Origin of the sequence: Streptomyces sp. NBC_00483, from assembly GCF_036013745.1 — a bacterium.
Lineage (GTDB): Bacteria > Actinomycetota > Actinomycetes > Streptomycetales > Streptomycetaceae > Streptomyces.
The window spans coordinates 4005289-4026560 of the sequence record NZ_CP107880.1 but is presented as its reverse complement, the minus strand read 5'-3'; the positions used below and the strand labels follow the sequence as shown (position 1 = coordinate 4026560).

General features: G+C 67.1%; 21 protein-coding genes, 1 tRNA gene and 1 riboswitch. Of the genes, 12 read left to right on the top strand and 10 right to left on the bottom strand.

The window, feature by feature from the left end; genetic code table 11:
• Nucleotides 1-69: 69 nt before the first annotated feature.
• A complete protein-coding gene (locus OHA73_RS17750; RefSeq protein WP_327655521.1) occupies nt 70-2334 on the top strand; it encodes a transglycosylase domain-containing protein in 2265 nt (754 codons plus the stop codon).
• On the opposite strand, the gene OHA73_RS17745 is transcribed toward OHA73_RS17750, so the two are convergent.
• The 3 genes from OHA73_RS17745 to OHA73_RS17735 all read right to left on the bottom strand — a co-directional run bounded on the left by OHA73_RS17745 (nt 2312) and on the right by OHA73_RS17735 (nt 3603).
• Nucleotides 2312-2632 (bottom strand): DMT family transporter, encoded by a 321-nt coding sequence (locus OHA73_RS17745; protein WP_266710764.1) that lies wholly within the window; start codon nt 2630-2632, stop codon nt 2312-2314. The two genes, OHA73_RS17750 and OHA73_RS17745, sit on opposite strands and share 23 nt — an antisense overlap.
• A 32-nt stretch (nt 2633-2664) precedes the next feature.
• Nucleotides 2665-2744: riboswitch (guanidine-III (ykkC-III) riboswitch) on the bottom strand.
• A gap of 61 nt (nt 2745-2805) precedes the next feature.
• On the bottom strand, nt 2806-3108 hold the full coding sequence (locus OHA73_RS17740) for a GroES family chaperonin (RefSeq protein ID WP_266718636.1): 303 nt from the start codon (nt 3106-3108) through the stop codon (nt 2806-2808).
• A 147-nt stretch (nt 3109-3255) separates the two neighbouring features.
• The gene (locus OHA73_RS17735; protein WP_327655520.1) at nt 3256-3603 is read right to left on the bottom strand and encodes a DUF3618 domain-containing protein; all 348 of its coding nucleotides are present in this window, start codon (nt 3601-3603) and stop codon (nt 3256-3258) included.
• A 135-nt stretch (nt 3604-3738) separates the two neighbouring features.
• Between OHA73_RS17735 and bcp the strand changes: the two genes are divergently transcribed.
• From bcp to OHA73_RS17710, 5 genes are all read left to right on the top strand, one after another.
• Nucleotides 3739-4206, top strand: coding sequence for a thioredoxin-dependent thiol peroxidase (gene bcp, locus OHA73_RS17730; RefSeq protein WP_327655519.1), 468 nt, complete (start codon nt 3739-3741; stop codon nt 4204-4206).
• 173 nt (nt 4207-4379) lie between these two features.
• On the top strand, nt 4380-5882 hold the full coding sequence (gene proP / locus OHA73_RS17725; RefSeq protein WP_327655518.1) for a glycine betaine/L-proline transporter ProP: 1503 nt from the start codon (nt 4380-4382) through the stop codon (nt 5880-5882).
• Between the two features lie 157 nt (nt 5883-6039).
• The gene (locus OHA73_RS17720) at nt 6040-6663 is read left to right on the top strand and encodes an HNH endonuclease signature motif containing protein (RefSeq protein WP_327655517.1); all 624 of its coding nucleotides are present in this window, start codon (nt 6040-6042) and stop codon (nt 6661-6663) included.
• Complete coding sequence (locus tag OHA73_RS17715) at nt 6660-7316, top strand: HNH endonuclease (RefSeq protein WP_327655516.1); 657 nt, start codon at nt 6660-6662, stop codon at nt 7314-7316. Before OHA73_RS17720 ends, OHA73_RS17715 begins: the two co-directional genes overlap by 4 nt.
• Before the next feature lie 10 nt (nt 7317-7326).
• Nucleotides 7327-7401, top strand: a tRNA-Leu gene (locus OHA73_RS17710).
• 209 nt (nt 7402-7610) lie between these two features.
• On the opposite strand, the gene OHA73_RS17705 is transcribed toward OHA73_RS17710, so the two are convergent.
• Nucleotides 7611-8930 carry an SGNH/GDSL hydrolase family protein gene (locus OHA73_RS17705; RefSeq protein ID WP_327655515.1) on the bottom strand — a complete coding sequence of 440 codons (1320 nt, stop codon included), beginning with the start codon at nt 8928-8930 and terminating at the stop codon, nt 7611-7613.
• Nucleotides 8931-9393: 463 nt separating this feature from the next.
• Between OHA73_RS17705 and OHA73_RS17700 the strand changes: the two genes are divergently transcribed.
• On the top strand, nt 9394-10605 hold the full coding sequence (locus OHA73_RS17700) for a DUF445 domain-containing protein (RefSeq protein WP_443063090.1): 1212 nt from the start codon (nt 9394-9396) through the stop codon (nt 10603-10605).
• Nucleotides 10606-10622: 17 nt separating this feature from the next.
• Here the strand turns inward: OHA73_RS17700 and OHA73_RS17695 are convergent, their stop codons facing one another.
• Nucleotides 10623-11165, bottom strand: a complete 543-nt coding sequence (locus tag OHA73_RS17695; RefSeq protein WP_327655514.1) for a GNAT family N-acetyltransferase — start codon at nt 11163-11165, stop codon at nt 10623-10625.
• 183 nt (nt 11166-11348) lie between these two features.
• Here OHA73_RS17695 and OHA73_RS17690 point away from each other — a divergent pair, with 183 nt between their 5' ends.
• Nucleotides 11349-12353 (top strand): GlxA family transcriptional regulator, encoded by a 1005-nt coding sequence (locus tag OHA73_RS17690; protein ID WP_327655513.1) that lies wholly within the window; start codon nt 11349-11351, stop codon nt 12351-12353.
• Between the two features lie 4 nt (nt 12354-12357).
• Nucleotides 12358-12771: a VOC family protein gene (locus tag OHA73_RS17685; protein WP_327655512.1), complete on the top strand. Its 414-nt coding sequence runs from the start codon at nt 12358-12360 to the stop codon at nt 12769-12771.
• A gap of 4 nt (nt 12772-12775) precedes the next feature.
• Here the strand turns inward: OHA73_RS17685 and OHA73_RS17680 are convergent, their stop codons facing one another.
• Together OHA73_RS17680 and OHA73_RS17675 are read right to left on the bottom strand one after the other, a co-directional pair.
• Entirely contained in the window at nt 12776-13081 is a 306-nt protein-coding gene (locus OHA73_RS17680; RefSeq protein WP_266710747.1) for a hypothetical protein, read from the bottom strand.
• A gap of 90 nt (nt 13082-13171) precedes the next feature.
• Nucleotides 13172-13645: a carboxymuconolactone decarboxylase family protein gene (locus tag OHA73_RS17675; protein ID WP_327655511.1), complete on the bottom strand. Its 474-nt coding sequence runs from the start codon at nt 13643-13645 to the stop codon at nt 13172-13174.
• A gap of 288 nt (nt 13646-13933) precedes the next feature.
• Here OHA73_RS17675 and OHA73_RS17670 point away from each other — a divergent pair, with 288 nt between their 5' ends.
• A complete protein-coding gene (locus OHA73_RS17670; RefSeq protein WP_327655510.1) occupies nt 13934-14959 on the top strand; it encodes a hypothetical protein in 1026 nt (341 codons plus the stop codon).
• Here the strand turns inward: OHA73_RS17670 and OHA73_RS17665 are convergent.
• Nucleotides 14931-15146, bottom strand: coding sequence for a DUF397 domain-containing protein (locus OHA73_RS17665; protein WP_327658479.1), 216 nt, complete (start codon nt 15144-15146; stop codon nt 14931-14933). The genes OHA73_RS17670 and OHA73_RS17665 overlap by 29 nt on opposite strands.
• A 20-nt stretch (nt 15147-15166) precedes the next feature.
• Nucleotides 15167-16021: a helix-turn-helix domain-containing protein gene (locus tag OHA73_RS17660; protein ID WP_327655509.1), complete on the bottom strand. Its 855-nt coding sequence runs from the start codon at nt 16019-16021 to the stop codon at nt 15167-15169.
• Nucleotides 16022-16248: 227 nt separating this feature from the next.
• Between OHA73_RS17660 and OHA73_RS17655 the strand changes: the two genes are divergently transcribed.
• Nucleotides 16249-16914, top strand: coding sequence for an ATP-binding protein (locus tag OHA73_RS17655; RefSeq protein WP_327655508.1), 666 nt, complete (start codon nt 16249-16251; stop codon nt 16912-16914).
• A 75-nt stretch (nt 16915-16989) separates the two neighbouring features.
• Here the strand turns inward: OHA73_RS17655 and OHA73_RS17650 are convergent, their stop codons facing one another.
• Nucleotides 16990-20136: a DUF3427 domain-containing protein gene (locus tag OHA73_RS17650; protein WP_327655507.1), complete on the bottom strand. Its 3147-nt coding sequence runs from the start codon at nt 20134-20136 to the stop codon at nt 16990-16992.
• Between the two features lie 89 nt (nt 20137-20225).
• Between OHA73_RS17650 and OHA73_RS17645 the strand changes: the two genes are divergently transcribed.
• Nucleotides 20226-21263 (top strand): YDG/SRA domain-containing protein, encoded by a 1038-nt coding sequence (locus OHA73_RS17645; RefSeq protein ID WP_327655506.1) that lies wholly within the window; start codon nt 20226-20228, stop codon nt 21261-21263.
• Nucleotides 21264-21272 lie beyond the last annotated feature (9 nt).

The following is a 21272-nucleotide window of genomic DNA, read 5'->3' as shown; positions in this document are numbered from 1 at the left end:
GTCTTAGAGGTCTTATGTGCCATACGAGGCGTACGTGACGTACGACGCGGATCAGGAGTTCCACAGGACATGAGCAGCGACGAGCCGGAGCAGCCCGAGCAGCCGACGGAGCCCCAGGAACCGGGCGGGCCCGGCACGGGCGCCACGCCCGCCGCCGCAGGCAAGGGCAAGCGGCCCAGGCGCACCGGCTGGCGGCGCCTGATCCCCACCTGGCGAATGGTGCTCGGCGGCCTCGTCGGCTTCATCCTGCTGTGCGTCGGCCTGTTCGCCCTCGGCTACTTCCTCGTGGACATCCCGCCCGCCAACTCCGCGGCGACCGCCCAGAGCAACGTGTACCTGTACGCGGACGGCAGCCAGATCGCCCGCGACGGCGAGGTCAACCGCGAGAACGTGAGCCTCACCCAGATCCCCAAATCGGTGCAGCACGCGGTACTCGCCGCCGAGGACCGCGACTTCTACTCCGAATCCGCCGTCGACCCCCAGGCCATGCTGCGCGCCGCCTGGTCCACGCTCACCGGCAAGGGCAAACAGGGTGGCTCCACGATCACCCAGCAGTACGTGAAGAACTACTACCTGGGCCAGGAGCAGACCGTCTCCCGGAAGGCGAAGGAGTTCTTCATCTCCATCAAGCTGGACCGCGAGAAGTCCAAGGACGACATCCTCGAGGGCTACCTCAACACCAGCTACTTCGGGCGCAACGCGTACGGCATCCAGGCCGCCGCCCAGGCGTACTACGGCGAGGACGTCCAGGACCTGTCGGCCGCCCAGGGCGCCTACCTCGCGGCCCTGGTGAACGCCCCGAGCGCGTACGACGTGGCCGCCCACCCCGAGAACAAGGAAGCGGCCACCGCCCGCTGGAACTACGTGCTCGACGGCATGGTCAAGGAGGGCTGGCTCGAAGCCTCCGACCGCAAGAACATGACGTTCCCCGTGCCCGACCAGGCGAAGGCGCCATCGGGCCTCTCCGGGCAGCGCGGCTACCTCGTGCAGGCCGTGAAGGACTACATCACCGACAACAAGATCCTCGACGAGGACACCCTCGCGGGCGGCGGCTACCGCATCACCACCACCCTGCAGAAGAAGAAGCAGACCGCCTTCGAAAAGGCGGTCGACGACCAGCTGATGTCGAAGCTCGACAAGGACGCCAGGGACATCGACAAGAACGTCCGCGCGGGCGGCGCCGCCATCGACCCGTCGAACGGCAAGGTGCGCGCCATGTACGGCGGCGTCGACTACACGAAGCAGTACGTCAACAACGCCACGCGCCGCGACTACCAGGTCGGCTCCACGTTCAAGCCGTTCGTGTTCACGTCCGCCGTCGAGAACGCCTCGACCACGCAGGACGGCCGCAGGATCACCCCCAGCACCATCTACGACGGCACCAACAAGCGCCCCGTACAAGGCTGGGACGGCGGCCACTACGCCCCCGCCAACGAGGACGACCGCTCCTACGGCAACATCACCGTCTCCACCGCCACCGACAAGTCCGTCAACGCGGTGTACGCGCAGATGGCCGTCGACGTCGGCTCCGACAAGGTCAAGCAGACCGCCCTCGACCTCGGCATCCCCTCGGACACCCCGGACCTCACGGCTTCACCCTCGATCGCGCTCGGCCCGTCCACCGCGTCCGTCCTCGACATGACCGAGGCGTACGCGACGCTCGCCAACCACGGCGAGCACGGCACGTACACGCTGGTCGACTCGATCACCAAGAACGGCGAGGACATCACGCTCCCCGAGAAGGAGACCCGGCAGGCCGTCCCGCGCGCGGCCGCCGACACCACGACGTCGATCCTCAAATCGGTCGTCGACGGCGGCACCGGCACCGCCGCCAAGGCCGCGGGCCGCCCCGCCGCCGGCAAGACCGGCACCGCGGAGGAGGACAAGGCGGCCTGGTTCGCGGGCTACACCCCGGACCTCGCGACCGTCGTCTCCGTGATGGGCCAGGACCCGACCTCCGGCACGCAGACCCCGCTGTACGGGGCGACGGGCCTCGACCGGATCAACGGCGGCGGGTACCCGGCGCAGATCTGGGCCCAGTTCACGCAGGCCGCCCTGTCCGGCACCCCGGCCAACGACTTCGACCTGGACCTCCAGAGCGGCGCCGAACAGGAACCGCTGCCCTCGACCCCGGAATCCTCATCGGAATCGACGACCGAATCCCCCTCGGACACCGCCTCAGCGACCCCCTCGGACGAGGACACCCCGTCCGACGAACCGTCGAGCGAGACACCCCCGTCCGAGGACCCGACGGGCGGCGAGGAAGAACCCACCGATTCCCCCAGCCCCGACGACACGGACCTGAACCCACTCAGTGCCCAGAAGTCACCTTGAGCCCCACGATCGCCACAAGCAGCAGCGCAATGAAGCCGATTCGGGCCGCGGACACGGGTTCGCCCAGGGCGACCATCCCCACGATCGCGGCTCCCGCGGCCCCGATCCCCACCCACACGCCGTACGCGGTACCGATGGGCAGGGACTTGGCGGCGTAGGACAGGAGCACCATGCTCGCGACGATTCCCGCGCCCGTGAACACGCTCGGCCAAAGGCGGGTGAAGCCCTCGGTGTACTTCATGCCGATCGACCAGGCGACTTCGAGAAGTCCGGCAACAGCGATCAGGATCCAGGCCATGACTGGCACCTCCGTCAGTGGTTCTCAACAGGGGTGCGTCGTCTTTGCGAAGTGCTGCTCAGCCCGGTACGGCGCGTCTCGTCGGGGTCCCTCAAAGGTAGCAAAGGACAGATAAAAAGGGCTGGTGACGATGGTCACCAGCCCTCATCGGCCCCAGGCGGGGAGGCGGACGGCTACAGGTACAGGCCCGTCGAATCCTCGGAGCCCTCGAACCGGTCGGCCGCCACCGCGTGCAGATCCCGCTCGCGCATCAGCACGTACGCGACACCCCGCACCTCGACCTCCGCCCGGTCCTCCGGATCGAACAGCACCCGGTCACCCGGCTCCACGGCCCGCACGTTCTGCCCGACCGCGACAACCTCGGCCCAGGCAAGACGCTTGCCGACGGCCGCCGTCGCGGGAATCAGAATGCCGCCACCACTGCGCCGCTCACCCTCGGAGGAGTCCTGCCGCACGAGCACGCGGTCGTGCAACATCCGGATGGGCAGCTTGTCGTCATGGCGGGTGCTGTGCTTATCGGGATTGGCGCTCACGCCGACGAACCTACCCGCCCCACGCGCACTTGTACGCCGCCGGGTCGCCCCTTGGTACGCGGCGCGGCAGCTCCGACAACGCTCCCCGGGTCAGCGCTTGCGACGCCGCGACCCCACCGCGAAGAGCCCCACGACACCCACCACGACGATCGCGACCGGCACGATCCGCTCCAGGCGCGGCGCGCCCTCCTCCGAGACGAACTGCCCCCTCACCTCGGAGACCAGCCGGTTCGCCCCGACATAGGCCCGACCGAGCGTGTGGTCGACCTGCGAGGCGACCTTGGCCTTCGCGTCCCCGACGATCGTCTTCGGGTGGACCCGGACACCGATCTCGTCGAGCGTCTCGGCCAAGGTCTCGCGACGGCGCTTGATGTCCGCCTCGATCTGGGCCGGGGTCCGCGTGTCCGGGCTATCCGGCGTACTGGACGTGTGCGACACCGCGCTGCCTCCAAGGTCGCTGCTCTCACTGCGTATGAGTAATGGACAGTCTGTCAGCTCGCCGCCTCCACCACCCCCCGGCACCCCCATTACGCTCAACGAAGTCCACACGCCACGACGCCCAGGAGGCCACCCATGAGCGAGCGACTGCAGCCCGGCGACACCGCGCCCGCCTTCACCCTGCCCGACGCCGACGGCAACGAGGTCTCCCTCGCCGACCACAAGGGCCGCAAGACGATCGTCTACTTCTACCCCGCCGCCCTCACCCCCGGCTGCACCAAGCAGGCCTGCGACTTCACCGACAACCTCGACGTGCTCGCCGAGGCCGGCTACGACGTCATCGGCGTCTCCCCGGACAAGCCGGAGAAGCTCGCCAAGTTCCGGGAGAAGGAGAACCTCAAGGTCACCCTGGTGGGCGACCCCGAGAAGAAGGTTCTTGAGGCCTACGGCGCCTTCGGCGAGAAGAAGCTGTACGGAAAGGTCGTCACCGGAGTCATCCGCTCCACGGTGGTCGTCGACGAGGAAGGAAAGGTCGAGCGCGCCTTCTACAACGTGAAGGCAACCGGCCACGTAGCGAAGATCATCAAGGATCTCGGCATCTGAGAATCCCCGCACTTCCTGGACCAACTCCACGTGCGAAAGTTCGGGCATTGGCGGAAGTTAGGGACGAAAGGTTGTGACGAAAGTCCCGAACGCTGGGGACTTTCGTTTGCAATGAACGTCCGTGAGCAGGTGGAGCCTGGAAGCGCTTTGCAGTCAGAGAAGGGATCCACCCCATGACCACCGACACCGAGGAAGGGCTGGTGCCCGACCCGGAGGCGGTCAAGCGTCACCGCGCCTTGTTCCGCGCCGTCAAGCGGCGCAAGAACCCGCCGCTGCGCCGCACCGACATCACCGTCACCGACGACAGCGCGGTGAAGCGCGCGGTCAAGGCGGCGTCGCTCGGTAACGCCATGGAATGGTTCGACTTCGGGATCTACTCGTACCTGGCCGTCACCATCGGCCACGTCTTCTTCCCCTCGGGGAACGACACGGTCCAGCTGATCTCGTCGTTCGCGACCTTCGCGGTCTCGTTCCTCGTCCGCCCGATCGGCGGCATGGTCTTCGGCCCCATGGGCGACAAGGTCGGCCGCAAGAAGGTCCTCGCACTGACCATGATCCTCATGGCCATCGGCACCTTCGCGATCGGCCTCATCCCGTCCTACGCGACGATCGGATTCTGGGCACCGGTCCTGCTGATCCTCTTCCGCCTCGTCCAGGGCTTCTCCACCGGCGGCGAGTACGGCGGCGCCTCCACCTTCATCGCCGAGTACGCCCCCGACAAGAAGCGCGGCTTCTTCGGCAGCTTCCTCGAATTCGGCACGCTCGCCGGCTACGTCGGAGCAGCCGGCCTCGTCACGATCCTGACGGCCGTGCTCGGCAGCGACGGCATGGAGTCCTGGGGCTGGCGCATCCCGTTCCTGGTGGCGGGCCCCATCGGCCTCGTCGGCCTCTACCTGCGACTGCGCCTCGACGAGACCCCCGCCTTCCAGAAGCTGGAGGACGAGTCCTCGCACCGCGCGACCGACGCCGCCTCCTCCGTGGAGACCACCGCCAAGGGCGACCTGGCCAGGATCTTCCGCGACTACTGGCCGAGCCTGATCCTCTGCATCTGCCTCGTCGGCGCCTACAACATCACCGACTACATGCTCCTCTCGTACATGCCGACGTACCTGTCGGACGAGATGGGCTACTCGGAGACGCACGGCCTGCTGATCCTGATCATCACGATGATCGTCCTCATGTGCATCATCAGCCAGATCGGCAAGCTCTCCGACCGCTTCGGCCGCAAGCCGCTCCTGATGGCCGGCATGATCGGCTTCTTCGTCCTCTCGATCCCCTCCTTCCTCCTGGTGAAGAACGGCGCCCTGTGGGCCGTCTCGCTCGGCATGCTGCTGCTCGGCCTCTCCCTGGTCTGCCTCCTCGGCACCATGTCGGCGGCCCTCCCGGCGCTCTTCCCGACACAGGTCCGCTACGGCTCCCTCTCGGTCGGCTACAACCTCTCGGCCTCGATCTTCGGCGGCACGACCCCCCTGGTCATCACCGCCCTGATCGGACTGACCGGCTCCGACATGATGCCCGCGTACTACTCGATGGCCGCGGCGCTCGTCGGCATCATCGCGGTGGCCTGCATGAAGGAAACGGCCCAGAAGCCCCTGGCCGGCTCCCCGCCCTCCGTGGAGACGGACGAAGAGGCAGCGGAAATGGTCGAGTCCCAGGCGCCTACGCCGAAGTTCTGACACCCCTCCCTTGCTCCTTGTGTGGGCGGGCCACACCCCCCATATGTGGCCCGCCCACACAGTTCGGACCGTTCCGCATTCCGTGCGTGACGGTCCGATTTTCGTTTCGTTGCCCTGTACGAGGCCACGAACGCGTGGCCGAAAGGGGGGGGGCCACATGGCGGGGCAGCGGTACACGCGGGAGCGGCTGGAGGCGGCGGCGCGGAACGCGGGGTCGTGGGACGAGGCGGTTCGGTATTGCGGGGGTGAGCCGACGGCGGGCCGTCGGGCCTACCTCCACAAGCGGATGGCCGAGGAAGGGATCGATACGTCGCACTTTCCTCGGTACTGGTCACGGCATACGGAGGAGACGCTGCGCACGGTGGTCGCGGGGGCCAGCAGTTTCAAGGACGTCGTGCGCCGCCTTGGTATCAGTGCCGTGGGCGGCAACCAGGCTCACATCAGTCGACGGATCGCGGCGCTCGGGATCGACACATCACACTTCGTGCGTGCGGAGCAGAGGCCAAAGGGAGCGCTCGGCAATCCCCTGACCTTGCGTTCCCCGGAGGACGGGCGGGTGCCAGGTCGACGTCTCCGGCGTGAGTTGCTGCGACTCGGCGTCGCCGAGCAGTGCTCGATGTGCGGGACGGGCACGGAGTGGAACAAGCGGCCCCTGCGACTGGAGGTCGACCACATCAACGGGCAGTGGTGGGACAACCGCCGCGAGAACCTGCGCCTGCTGTGCCCCAACTGCCATTCGGTGACGGACACTTACCGCGGCCGGAAGCGGACGTCAGCATGAGCAAATATTCACGAGAGCTCTTGGAGGAGGCCGCGGCGGCCTCCTCCAGCCTGGTCGACCTCATGCGCCGCGTCGACGCTCCCATGGCCAGCGAGCCTCGCCGGGATCTGCAGTTGCAACTCGCCCACTACGGCATCGACATCAGTCACTTCACCTGGCGGGGGACAGCGGGCCAAAACCTCTTCCCGGAAGAGGAATTCACGCGAGCCGTCGCCGAGTCGAGGGGGCTGGCCGACGTGCTGCGCCGTCTCGGCCTGTCACCTGCGAACGGAACTGACCGCGCCAGGGCAAAGCGCAGCATCGACGAATACGGGCTGTCGACGGAGCACTTCGTCGGGCAGGGGCACCTGGCGGGGACTGTCTCGCCAATGCGTATGTCCGCACCTGAAATTCTCGTGCGCCGCCCGGCAGGCTCGCAACGAACACGGGGAACCCTGTTACGCAGGGCCCTCGACGAAGTCGGCGTTCCACATGCCTGCGCCGAGTGCGGCCAGGGCGAGCTGTGGCAGGGGAAACGGCTGGTGCTGGAGATCGACCACATCGACGGGGACAGACTGGACAATCGCCGGGAGAACCTCCGGTACCTCTGTCCCTCGTGCCACAGCCAGACCCGCACCTTCTCGAACCGTCATCGCAAGGACGCATTAGAGTAGGCACCGCTGCGGGCCCGTATCCCAGTTGGCTAGAGGACGCCGCCTTAGAAGCGGTGCGTCGCGGGTTCAAGTCCCGCCGGGCCCACATGTGAAGGGCGCCCCCCACAGGGGCGCCCTTCGCTGTATTCCGGGCTCAGCCCAGCCCAGCCCAGCACCTCCCGCACCGCCGGCGCCAACGCCCGCGCCGCTTCTGAGCGGGAGCCCCCGGAGGGGGCGGGGGGTGGGAGAGGGGCGGGGCCGGTACAGGCGGCGCCCGTACAGGCGCCACGTCGGGCATCCCGCTCCGGAGAGGTGCTAGAGCTCCGCCCCCGTCGACCCCCGCAGGGACGACAGGTCCAGGGATTCGGCCATCTTGCGGTAGCCCGAGTCGCTGGGGTGGAGGTGGTCGCCGGAGTCGTACTGGTCGAGGAGGCGGCGCGGGTTGTACGGGTCGCGCAGGGCGCGGTCGAAGTCGACGTAGCTGTCGAAGACCTTGCCGGCGCGGATCTGCTCGTTCACGGTCTGGCGGACCGCCTCGAGGTCCGGGCGGTAGCCGGGGTGGCCCTGGAACGGCATGAGCGTCGCGCCGACGGCCCGCAGGCCGCGCGCGTGCGCCTGCCGGGTCAGCTCGCGCAGACCGTCGACGATCTTCGTGGGGTCGGTCTGCTGCGGCGTGCGCAGGATGTCGTTGATGCCGAGGTCGATGATGACCGCGCGGACGCCGGAGCGGCTGAGCGCGTCGCGCTCGAAGCGGGACAGGCCGCTCGGGTTGTTGGCGGGGCGGCCGAAGCCGTCGGCCAGTATCCGGTTTCCGCTTATGCCCTGGTTCACGACGCCGTAGCGCGGGGCACCCGACTCCGTGCGCAGCCGCTCGGCGAGTATGTCCGTCCACCGGCGGTTGGCGCCCATCGTGGAGGTGATGCCGTCGGTGAGGGAGTCGCCGATGACGACGACGGTGCCCTGTGCCTCGTTGCTGAGCACGTCGAGGGCGCTGAGGTAGCGCCAGTACGGGCTCTGCTGGTTGTAGAGCGTGCCGCTGGGCTCTTCGGTGCGGTCGCCGCGGGCGACGTACGACATCTGGCGGGCCTGCGGGTGGTACGTGACAGGTCCGGACGGTGTCGGCGAGTACGTGGTGACCAGCATGTCCGAGTCGCTCGGGACGGTGATCCGCAGTGCGTCGCTGACGGCCTGCTGGCCGGGCTGGATGACGACCGAGGAGTTTCCGGAGAACGTCAGGCGGCGCATCGTGTCGGACAGGGCCGTCGGGTTGTTGGGGGCCGAGGCCACGGCTATCGAGGCGTGCGTGATGCGCAGGGGCGACTGGCCGTACAGGTTGGAGAGGGTGATGCGCGCGGCGTTGCCGCCGACGCTGGTGTGCACGATGTTGCGGATGGAGTGGCCGAAGAATCCGTTGGTCTCCGTGCCGGGTTCCCCGCCTGCGGGGGAGGCGGACCAGCTGCCGGCCCAGGTGCCGGTGGAGGCGGGGGCGGCGGAGCTGCGCGGGTGCGCGCCGCCGGCCTGTATGTCGTCATCGCCGCCGAAGACTCCGGAGAAGCCCACGTAGATGGCGGCAGAGATCATCACGACGACCGCGACGAGTGCGGTCAACAAGGCATAACCGTGACGCTTGGTCATGCGGTGTGTGTCTCCTCGGGCAGGGGGAGCCCGAGGCTCCGATGTGATGAACCCATGATGCGTCATGGGGCGGGCGGAGGCCGACACTGGCCCCCCTCCGGACAGGTAGACGCCGGGAACCTTTGGTTCGTTCCGGGAGTAGGTCAGGAAGGGACAATGTGTGAGGCGAATGACAGTCGAGTCGAAGTCGACAGGTCGGGCCGATGACCGATGCGGAGTGGGCTGAGTGGACGGCGACGTGAAGCGCGGGGCGCAGGGGTCCCAGGGTGCGTACGACACAGCGGGCAAAGCGGTTGAAGCGGCCGAAGGGTCTGAAACGACTGAAGGTCCCAAAGCGGCTGAAGCGGACAACGGGCAGTATTCCCACGCCACATCGGGTCAATCCCGGCCCTCCCGTCCCGCTCGTCGTTTCGTCGCGGAGTTCACCGCGGCCGACGAGGAGAAGCGGCGTGGTGTGCGCCGGATGAAGTTGATGGCGGTCGGGCTGCTCGTCTTCGTCGCGGTCGTCTATGTATTGGCCACGTGGGCGGAGAACGCGGGTGCGGGTGCCTGGGCCGGGTATGTCGCGGCGGCCGCGGAGGCCGGCATGGTCGGTGCGCTGGCCGACTGGTTCGCGGTCACGGCTCTGTTCCGCCACCCGTTGGGCCTGCGTATTCCGCATACGGCGATCATCCCGACGAAGAAGGACCAGCTGGGTGTCTCGCTCGGCGAGTTCGTGGGTGAGAACTTCCTGTCGGGCGAGGTTGTACGGGACCGGTTGCGTGCCGTCGGCATCGGCAGTCGGCTCGGTTCGTGGCTGGCGGAGCCGGATCACGCCGATCGGGTGACGGCGGAGCTGGCGACGGCGCTGCGGGGTGCCCTGACGGTGCTGCGTGATTCGGATGTGCAGGCGATCGTCGGTGAGGCCATCACGCGTCGGGCGGACAACGCGGAGATCGCGCCGGGGCTCGGCAAGATGCTGGAGAAGGTCGTTGCCGACGGCGGTCACAAGCGGGTCGTCGACCTGGTGTGCGCCCGCGCCCACGACTGGCTGGTGCTGCACTCGGATTCGGTGATGGATGCGGTGGAGGGCGGCGCTCCCGGCTGGACGCCGCGGTTCGTCGACAAGCGGGTGGGCGAGCGTGTCTACAAGGAGCTGCTGCGTTTCGTCACGGAGATGCGGGACATGCCGGGGCACCCGGCGCGCGGTGCGCTCGACCGTTTCCTGGCCGATTTCGCGGCCGATCTTCAGGGCGACTCGGACACCCGGGACCGGGTGGAGCGTCTGAAGTCGGAGATCCTCGGCCGTTCCGAGGTGCAGGACATCATCGCGTCGGCCTGGTCCGCGGTCCGGGGCATGATCGTCGCGGCGGCGGAGGACGAGCGCAGTGAGCTGCGTCTTCGGGTGCGGGCCTCGCTGCTCTCGCTGGGGCGGCGGATGGCGACGGAGCCGGATGTCAGCTCGAAGGTCGACGGCTGGGTGGAGGGCGCGGCGGTGTACGTCGTGACGACGTACCGCGCGGAGATCACGTCCCTCATCACGGACACGGTGGCGGGCTGGGACGCCGAGCACACGACCCGCAAGATCGAGGCGCACATCGGCCGTGACCTGCAGTTCATCCGGATCAACGGCACGGTGGTGGGTTCGCTGGCGGGTCTGCTGATCTTTACGGTGTCGCGGGCGTTGGGGGCGTAGGGGGGCGTTTTGCGGGTCTACGGGGTGGGGTGGCGCTCCGTCGTGGTGGTGGCCGGTCGGGCGGGTCGGTGCTCCGGTGCGGTGGTGGCCGGTCGGGCGGGCCGGTGCTCCGGTGCGGTGGTGGCCGGTCGGCGTGCCATGAACACGTCCACCGGATCCTCGCTCTCGACGGTGAACCCGTGCCGTTCGTAGAGGTGGCGGGCCGGGCTGCCCCGCAGCACGTTCAGGCGGACCGGGGCGCGCTCCCGGTCGCACCGCTCCAGGAGTTCGCGGAGCACGGCGCCGCCGACGCCTTGGCCGTGCAGTTCCGGGTCCAGGAAGAAGTGCTCCAGCCAGTACGCGGCACCGTCCGGGCGCAGCGCCACGCACCCGGCGAAGGCCCCGGCCACCTCGATCACCCAGGCGTGCGCGGGCTCGTACGCGTCGCGGAACCGTTGCCGTACGCGCTGCTCGTCGTACCGTCCGAGCCGTTCGAGGTCGGGCCGCATCACGACGGCCCGCAGCTCGGCGATCGGCTCCACGTCGGCGGCGGTGGCCGCCCGCAGCGTCCAGTCGGCCATGTCGTCCCACCCGATCACTCGTGCGGGTCGCCCCGCTCGGTCAGCAATGTTCGGGAGAGTAGGCCTGGTGGGGGTGGGCGGTTCGCATGGGGGTGGGGGATCCCCCAATGCCGCCACCGCGCCGCGCCGGACCGGTACGCGCGCTCGACTGGCCAGACGGCCCCGATGTGAAAGAATCTGGCCATGCGTACGCGGCGTGGAAAGAGCGGCGGCCCGACCCCGGTGGCGGTCCTCGTGCGGGACGGTGTCCTGCCCATGGAGCTGGGCCTGATCCACCAGCTCTTCGGCACGGCCCGCGATCCGTCCACGGGGGAGCGCCTCTACAAGGTGACGACGTGTGCGCCCCGCCCCGGCCGTATCCGTACGGACGCCGACTTCCCGATCTACGCGGAGCACGGCCTGGAGACGGTCGCGGCGGCGGACACGGTACTGGTCCCGGCGTCGCACGAGACGGACGAGACGCTTCAACCAGGCGGTTTGGGTGGGGAGTTGACGGACTCACTGGCCGGTGTCATCGAGGGCTCCCGCGGCCGGGTGGCATCGATCTGCACGGGCTCGTTCGTCCTGGCGGCGGCGGGGCTCCTGGACGGTCGTCGGGCGACGACGCACTGGATGTCCTCGGCCCACTTCGCCCGTACGTTCCCGTCGGTGACGGTCGACGCGGACGTCCTCTACGTGGACGAGGGGCGGGTGTTGACCTCGGCCGGGGAGGCGGCGGGCATCGACCTGTGCCTGCACATGATCCGCGAGGACCACGGCGCGGCGGTGGCGGCGGAGTTGGCGCGCCGCACGGTGGTGCCCCCGCACCGGGAGGGCGGCCAGGCGCAGTACATCCAACGCCCGGTTCCGGCGGAGGAGTTGGGTCCGACATCGACGTCGGCCTCGCGGGAGTGGGCGCTGGGACGGCTGGCGGAGCCCCTGTCGCTGGGCCAGTTGGCGGCCCGCGACGCCATGTCGATCCGCACGTACAACCGCCGCTTCCGCGAGGAGACGGGGCTGACCCCGATGACCTGGTTGAACCGCCAACGGGTCGACAGGGCAAGGGAGTTGCTGGAACAGACGGACCACACGGTGGACCGGGTGGCGGCGGAGACGGGCTTCGGCTCCGGAACCTCGCTGCGACAGCACTTCCAGGTGGTGCTGGGGGTGTCGCCGGGGGCGTACAGGGCTACGTTCCGGGGACGATGAGCGCATGGCACCCGACGAAGCACACGCACCCGCATCCGCACCCGGGCACGCACACCCGCACATCCGCAGGGCGGTCCCGAACGTAGAGGTGTCCGACGAGGCGGCGATGGCGACGAACCGCGACTTCTACGGGGTGCTCGGCTTCCGCGAGGCGATGAACATGGGCTGGATCATGACCCTGGTCTCGCCCTCCGACCCCACGGCGCAGATCCAGTTCTTCACGCACGAGGCGACGGGCCCGGTGGTGCCGGACATCAGCGTGGAGGTGGACGACGTCGACGCGGTGTATGCGGCGATGCGCGCGGCGGGCGCCGAGATCGTCCACGACCTGCGTGACGAGGAGTGGGGCGTGCGCCGCTTCTTCGTACGGGACCCGCAGGGGAAGGTCGTGAACGTCCTGACGCACGCCCGGCCGTAGAACCTCAGGCCTTGCGGTCCACGAGGACGTACGACGCGGCGGCGACAGCCCCGGCGACACCGAACACGGCGGGCCACGCCCCGACCTTCTTGGCCAGCGGGTGCGACCCGGCGAACGCGGCCACGTACGCACCGGTCAGCGCCCCCGCGACCTTCCCGCCCCGCGTCTTCGTCCACTGCGTCGCGGCGGCGGCCCCGGCCACGGCGAGCACGACCCCACCCAGCTGCCGCTTCTTGGTGAACCGGGCGGTGGCGTAACCCCCGACGAGTCCGGCGGCGGCTATCGGGGCGGTGGGGAGGGCGCGGGCCATGGGGTGAACCTCCTGCGTAGTGGTGTCCGGAAGCGGCTTCCGGAGGGCGGGCCGGAACCCGCCCATTTGCGAGGTTACGCCCTGGGTCCGTCAGCCGAACTGGCCGGGCTGGTAGGACCCGGCGGGCATCTGCACGATGACGTTCATGCGGTTGTAGAGGTTGATGATGGCGATCAGCGAGACGAGGGCGGTGAGCTGCTCCTCGTCATAGTGCTTCGCGGCGTTCGCCCACACCTCGTCCGGGACGCCGCCGGCCGCGTCGGCGATCCGCGTGCCCTGCTCGGTCAGCTCGAGCGCGGCGCGCTCGGCGTCGGTGAACACGGTGGCCTCGCGCCAGGCCGCGACGAGGTGCAGTCGCTGCACGGTCTCGCCGGCGTGCGCGGCGTCCTTGGTGTGCATGTCGGTGCAGAACCCGCAGCCGTTGATCTGGCTGGCCCGGATCTTCACGAGCTCCTGCGTCGCGGCGGGGAGCGTGGAGTCGGCGACGGCCTTCCCGGCGGAGTTGATGTGCTTGATGACCTTCCCCGCGATGGGGCTGGCGAAGGGGTTGATACGGGCTTCCATGGTGGGCTCCTGTGTGGTGTGTCCGTGTGTCCGTGTGTTCTGTGTCGATCGTTCCGGCGCTGTTTGCGCGGCTACGTAGATGTGACGGAGCGGGGCGCGGGGATGTGACACGGGGGAGTGTGACGCCGGTCTCACGGTGGGGAGGCGTGGTGGAGGCCTCCCGACTCTGATGGGTCTGTGACGCGAAACTACGAAGGCATCGTGGCCACACGTCACAGTCCACCACACTCCCCGCTAAGGACCGACTACGGAGGGTGAGGATGGGGGCGAGAAGGGGAGAGGAGAACCATGAACCAGCCCCTTACGAAGCACCCCTCCGCTGCCCGGCTCGCCGCCCCCTCCATGGCGGCACTGGCACGCCACCCCCTCGCCCTCACCCAGGACCAACTCCTCACCCGCGCCCAACTGGTGGCGCTGGGCTGCGCGGACTCGACGACCAGTCACCGTTGCCGCCCCGGCGGCCCGTGGCAGCGCGTGCTGCCGCGGGTTCACGTCCTCCACTCCGGCACGCCGACCCCGCGCCAACGCATGCGCGCGGCACTCCTGTACGCGGGTGAGTGCGCCCTGCTCACCGGGCTCGCGGCACTGTCCCTGCACAACTTCCGGGCGGCGCCGCGCCCGGAGCGGCTGCGCCACATCGACGTACTGGTGCCGTACGAGGGTGTGGGAGCGCGCGGCACGTCGTTCGTGAGGGTGCACCGGACGCGCCGTATGCCGGAGAACTTCCCGGTGGCGGGCCTGGGGGTCGCGGAGATCGCGCGGGCGGTGGCGGACGCGGTTCCGGGCCTCAGCTGCGAACGTGATGTGACGGCGCTCCTGGCGGAGGCGGTGCAGCGCGGCTTCTGCACGCCGGAGGCGCTCCTGGCCGAACTCGGCGCGTCCCATCGCCGTTACGCCCCGTACGTCGCGAGGGCGACGGCTCACTTGGCGGCGGGTGTGCACTCACCGTTGGAGGCGGACGCCCGTGCGTTGATCCACGCCTACTCTCTCCCGGAGCCCCTCTGGAACCCGAACCTCCACGACCCGCTGACCGGCACCTTCCTGGCCCGCCCGGACGCGTACTGGCCGGCGGAGGGCCTGGCCCTGGAGGTCGACTCCCGTGAGTACCACCTGGACCCGGCCTCCTGGCGCCGCACCTTGTCCCACCGCAACCGCCTCGCCGGCGCGGGCCTCCCTGTTCTGTCCGTCACGGCGGAGGATCTGCGGGGGCGGGCGGAGGGGGTGGCGGAGGGGATTCGGGCGGCGTTGGCCAGGTGCCGTAACCGCCCCGTACCTGATGTGTGGGTCAACCAGCAGCCTGTGGGCCTGAGTTAGCTTCGCGTAGGAAGCTGGTCCAAGCCTGCGGGCCGAAGGCGAGGACGTCGCTGTTCGCGCACTTGGAGTCCCGTATGAGAACGGATCCCTTAGGCGCTATGGCGCACTCCAGGCACTCGCCGCCCGCGCCATTGCTGTACGACGCCTTGAACCAGTCGAGATGGCCGAGGAACTCGGAACTAACCACACCACGGCCGGTGTTCACGATCACTGCGCGTACTCCTTGATGATGCTCTCGATCAGGCGAAGGGAGCGATGCGGGCTGAGGGCGGCTGCCCTGAGCCCGTCGAAGGCTCGCGTGTACTCCCGAACATGATGCTCCCCTTCGAGGTACACGGCATCGGTGATGCCGTCCCGGTACACGACGTCAGGGTCTTCCTGATCAGGGAAGCCAAGGATGGTGAACGGGCCAGTCAAAGGGCGCGTTCCCGAGTCAAAGGCCAGCACTTGCAGGGTGATCGCGGTCGCTTGTGCGGCTTCCAGTAGGTGCTCCAGCTGATCCCGCATGACGGCGTGGTCGCCGACGACGTTCCGCAGTGCGGCTTCGCTGACGACGAACCATGCATCAGGTGGCTCCGGATCCTGGCGCGACAGCATTTCCTGCCTTTCGAGCCGGACATGGATGGCTCGCTCCGCGTCCTCCGGCTTCATGTGTGAGCCCGCGAAGTGCAGCTCTCGGATGTACGCAGGTGTCTGCATCAAGCCCGGGACGATCTCGCATTGGTACTGGCGAAACGAGTCCGCCTCTTGTTCCAGGCCGATGTAGATGTTGAACCACTCCGGCACCCCCGACCCGTGAACCTGCCACCAGCCCTTCGTCTTGGCCTGGCGCGCCAAAGACTTGAGGAACTCGCGCATTTCAGCGGTGGTTTCGTAGAGCCGACACAGAGCTTCCACGTCGGACGGCTGTACGCGTCCGTGGCCGGTCTCCATTCGGTTCACCTTGGAGCCGCTCCAGTCCACGGCTGCGCCAACTTGTGCGCAGGTCATGCCGCTTGACTCGCGGAGCCTCTTCAACTCGAACGACAGTCGCCGACGTCGTGCAGTCGGAGATCCAGCCATCTAGACACCCTCCTCGCTAGCGAGGCTCAGTCTCCGCGCCAAGCCCCGTGCTTGCCAATCACTCGAAGGTGGGAATCCCGTTCTGCAAATTGCAAGAAGGGATGCTCTGACGCCACTCTGGTAGTGCGGTTGGAAGCGTGACGAGATCGATGAACGCGCGTGTTACTGACCGCAGTTGATGCATGGGCGGTCCAGCGGTCGTGAACCTCAATGGAGAGGGAGTGCTCGTGATCCAGCAACACTGCATGCTCCGCAAGCCCTGGAGCCTGGCCTTCGCGGCCGAGCCTGAGGAGCTGGCGGCCTTGCGGCGCATCGCGCGGATGCACCTGAGGCTGTGGGGCCTGAATCACCTGGATGAAGCTGTCGAGCTATGCGTGACCGAAATGGTGGCGAACGTCATCAGGCACGTGGGCCTTGGTACGCCTACAGAGCTGACGCTCTCGATGAGTGGCACGTTCCTACGTATCGAGGTACTGGACCCGGATTTGAGGGCGCTTCCGACGCTACTGGCCGGGGCGCTTGATTCGGAGACTGGCCGGGGCATGCGACTCGTCGACGCCATGACGGATCGCTGGGGCGTGCTCCTCAAGGCTGACCGAAAGGTCGTCTGGTGCGAACTGGCCACTGGGCTCGAAGATCCGGAAGGTCATGTGGTGCACGCGAGCGTTGATCGGGCGGAGGCGCTGCTCGGGTTGTACGGGCAGGTGGTGCTCTCGCGGTCGGACGCCAGTGGCGAGGTGGCGCGCGTTGAAGCTCCCGTCGGCAAGGCGACCGCGATCGATGTCATCGCCGACATGCTGTGCTGGGCGGACGCCCATGGGTTCGACGTAGATGAGGTGGTGGAGAGCGCCGAGCTTCGCTGCGAGAGCGAGCTGCGCACGCGCAGTGGATGAGTTGGGGCCTCTGTGCCAACTCATCCACTACGGACGGCTGTTCGCACCGAGAGGAGGCGGAAGTTGATTCGCCCCCTAGGCGACGGCCGACGCGTATGTCCACACGTCCGCAGGAAGCTCATGGTGGAGGCGCCATGTGATGGACATGGGCTTGCTTCCGGTGTGGGAGTCGTACGTGGCCGGGCCGAGCAGCATCCACGGCTGAGCCTTGCCGGTGTCGGTGTCCTTGTAGCGCCGCATGAAAAGGAGGATGTGGCCTCCGCGTTCGGCGTGCTGCTGGTAGCGCAGTCCGGTACGGGAAATGTCTGCGGTCGCGTTCTGCGACTCCCAGTGGAAGAGGCTTGGGCTCAGGGCGTAGTCCTTGTAACGGACGGTGGGAGAGAAGTCCTTCTCGTTCTTTTCGAGGGTGATCAGGAGCGAATCTGTCTGGTTGGCCTCATCCCACAGGACGCCCTGGGCGAACGATCCGGGCATCTGGCCACCGAACCGGGCCACGCCGAGGGCAGCCAGGATTTCCGAGCGGTTGTATGCGCTGTGGATCTTCAGGGGCAGATGCGCGTGTGGGCCTTCCAGCGGGATGGGGAAGTGGTCGGTCTCGTCCATCACGTAGTCGAGTACCTGGCGCAACTCATCGCGGAGTGCTGTCTGCCCGCGCAGCGATGCGAGGCCTTCTTCGTAGGAGTCAAAGCCACCGGCCTTGTCCCAGAGGTTGAAGAACAGCATGCGTGCGAACGTCTTGTCCGTCGCGTTCAGATCTTCGTAGGCCGGCGCATCGTCGCTCAGGAGGCGCTTGTAGGCCGCCGCACGTTCTGGGTCGTCGACGTGAAGGAACGCGTGGACGCGCTTCAACAGGTCGCTCTCCCCAGGCTGTTCGGACATATCGGCGAGGCCAGCTCGGCGTAGGACAGTGGTCCACGAGTTGCTGGACTTGTACAACTCCTTGATCTCGCGGCGACTCTCCCTCAAGTAGTCAGCGAGTCGCGGAGTGTTGTAAGCGCTGACCTCCTTAGCCAGGGTCTGAACTGTTGCCTTGATCTGCGTGCGGATGTTGTCCAGCACCAGGTCCTTGGACTTGCCCTCCAGGATGATCTGGCAGCCAGAGGGCAACTGCGGGAAGTCGTGCTCAGCGTGCTCAAGGAGGCGGTTACGCGACAGGTTCGTCATCGCGCGGAACTGCTCCTCGAATCGGAACTCGGCGCGGTGCTGTCCGATGAAGTCCAAGACCGTCAGAACCGGCTTGTTGGGCGTGCGGCGCAGACCACGGCCGAGCTGCTGGAGGAACACGGTGGCGCTGCTCGTCGGGCGCAAGAGCAACAACGTATCGACGTCAGGAATGTCCAGACCCTCATTGAAGAGGTCGACGGAGAACAGGACTTGGATCTTCCCCGACTTGAGGTCGTCTAGAGCCTGCTCCCGGACCTCGGGCCTCGACTCGCTGTCCAGTGCCTTGGCCTGGAAGCCGGCCTCTTGGAAGCAATTGGCCATGAAGTGAGCGTGCTTGCGAGAGACGCAGAAGCCGAGCGCCCGCATACTCCCGGGGTCGGACACTTTGTCCCGGACTTGCTTGATGACGATGCGGGCGCGGGCGTGGTCAGCCGAGAAGAGGTCTCCGAGCTGGCTCTGGTCATACGTTCCGGAACGCCAGTTGAGGCGGGTCAGATCGGTTCCATCAGGGACACCGAAGTAGTGGAACGGACAGAGAAGGTCGTTGTCGAGGGCTTCCCAGAGTCGCATTTCGGCGGCGACGCGACCGCCGAAGAACTCGCTCTGCACGTTGAGTCCATCCGCCCGCTCCGGGGTGGCGGTGAGTCCGAGAAGTTGCTTGGGCTTGAAGTGGTTGAGTACGCGGCGATACGTGGTCGCCGTGGCGTGATGGAACTCGTCGACGACGATGATGTCGAAGTGCTCGGGGCTGAACTGGTCGAGCCGTTGGTCAGTGAGGGACTGGACGCTGGCGAAGACGTGCTTCCAGTCGCGGGGGAGTTCGCCACTGAAGAGCAGCTCGCCGAACGATGCGTCGTCGAGTACCTCTCGGTACTTGCGCAGCGACTGCTTCAGGATCTCCTTGCGGTGCGCGATAAAGAGGAGCCGCGGGTACTCCTTGCCGCCCCACTGTTGGTGCAGATTGCGGAAGTCCAGGGCGGCCATGACGGTCTTCCCTGTCCCTGTGGCCGCTACCAGCAAGTTCTGGTCATGACCGCGCACTTCGCGCTCGACATGAAGGCGCTCCAGCATGTCGGCCTGATGCGGATAGGGCCGGACCTCAAGACCGGACAGGCTGATCTTGAGGTCATCGCCAGACGTTGAGCCGCCAGCCACTCCTAGCGCTTCGTCCAACTTGGCGGCATCGCGATCGGGGTCGTAGGTCTCGAAGGAGATGTCGTTCCAGTACGAGTCGAAGCTCGCCTCGAACTTTTTCAAGACGGCGGGTGTGGCTACCGACGACAGCCGAACGTTCCACTCAAGCCCGTCGAGCAGGGCGGCTTTGGAGAGGTTCGAGCTGCCGACGTAGGCGGTGTCGAATCCACTGTTGCGGCGGAACAGCCAGGCCTTGGCGTGCAGCCGCGTGGACCGCGTCTCGTAGTTGACCTTCACCTCAGCACCGAAGTCGCGAACGAGCCGGTCCAAGGCGTGGCGGTCGGTGGCGCCCATGTACGTCGTGGTGACGACGCGAATGGGAACCCCGCGATCGGCGGCCTCGCGCAGGGCCCCTTCCAGGACTCGGATGCCGTACCACTTCACGAAGGCGCAGAGCAGGTCGATGCGATCGGCCACGGCTAGTTCAGCTCTGAGCTCCGCTCCGAGGCTGGGGTCTTCGGGCGAGTTCGTGATGAGGGCCGTTTCAGAGAGCGGTGTCAGCGGGCGGATCGCGTAGACCCCGGGCGCCTCTTGCTCTGCGAGGGCGAGCAGCTGATGAGGGCCGTCCTCAATCAGTTGCGTGTCCGCATATGAGTCGTCCGAGGGGGCTGCCGATTCCAAGGCAGCCATGATCGTGTTGGCTGCTGCGACTTGCTGGTTGTGTGGCAGTTGTTGGAGGCGCCGGCCAATTGTCTCGCCGAGATGATGTGCCAGGACGTGCGGAGTTGACTCTGCGGTCACTTCTCCTTCGATGGCTTTCCAGCCCGCAGCCTCGAGCCGCGTCATGTCACCCCGAAGAGCTCGGGTGATGAGCCGCTCGTGTACTCCTGGCTCGAGCGGTTCGGGCTGGTGTGACTTGGCCATCGGTCCCCCTGGGTGTTCTCGATCGCAGATCCGTTGTGACTCAGTTCTAGCAAGAGCCACTGACAGTCACGGGATAGGTGATGCAAGGCATGCCCTGGCAGTCAACGACTGTTTTCGGCCCTGAAGTGATCGACTGTAGCCAAATTGAGCTCGAAGTAGCTGAAGTGCATGCTGCAACTTGTCAGAGTGCCGGCATGCCTACTTCTTCACGCCAACCCTCCAAAAGCATCTACTTCGGCCCTCCGCCGGAGGTGAGTCCTGGCCAGTGGTTCAAGGGACACACCGAGCTGCACGCTGCTGGCGTCCATCGCTTCCGCGGGCGAGGCATATCCGGCACGGCACGCGAGGGCGTGGACTCAATCGTCGCAAGCGGTGGATATGCGGCAGATAGTGATGAAGGGGATGTCGTGATCTACACGGCGATGGGGGGAGACCCAGATAAGGATGGGCACATAACCACGGATCAGCGACTCGATGGGTGCAATGCCGGGCTAGTCCTCAATCAGAACGAAGGACTCCCCGTACGTTACGTTCGCGGCTTGGATATTCGCAGCGGTAAAGCCAGGGGTGGTTATCGATATGCGGGGCTCTATCGCGTAGAGGACCACTGGTGCACGCAGACTGCGCGGGGTCACCTGATGTGGCAATTTCGGCTTGTCAGGGATCTTGGCGAAAGTGTTCCAGGGGACGTGGAAGTCGAGCTGGACCCCGACATGACGGAGCTTGAGCGGGCGACGGCTCGCTACGTCACATCCCAGCGGCGAGTCCGCAACACCAGGGCATCACGCAAGGTCAAGTCGATCTACGCCAATACTTGCCAGGTGTGTCGAGTTCCTGTGGTCGTGGGAGTGGATGGGGAGCGGTATAGCGAAGGGGCTCATATACAGGCTCTAGGTGAACCGCATCATGGCCCCGATGTGGCTTCCAACATCCTCTGCCTTTGCCCGAACTGCCACGTTAGGTTCGATAACGGGGCGCTACTGATCACCGACGACTTGGACATCGTCGACGGCTTTACCCGGCAAGTGGTGGGGAGGCTTTATGTCGAGAGGCCTCGACACCGCATAGGCGTGGCCTTCTTGAAGCAGCACCGATCGCGCTGGGCTGACAGGAGCCAAGGGCTCTAGCCCCACAGC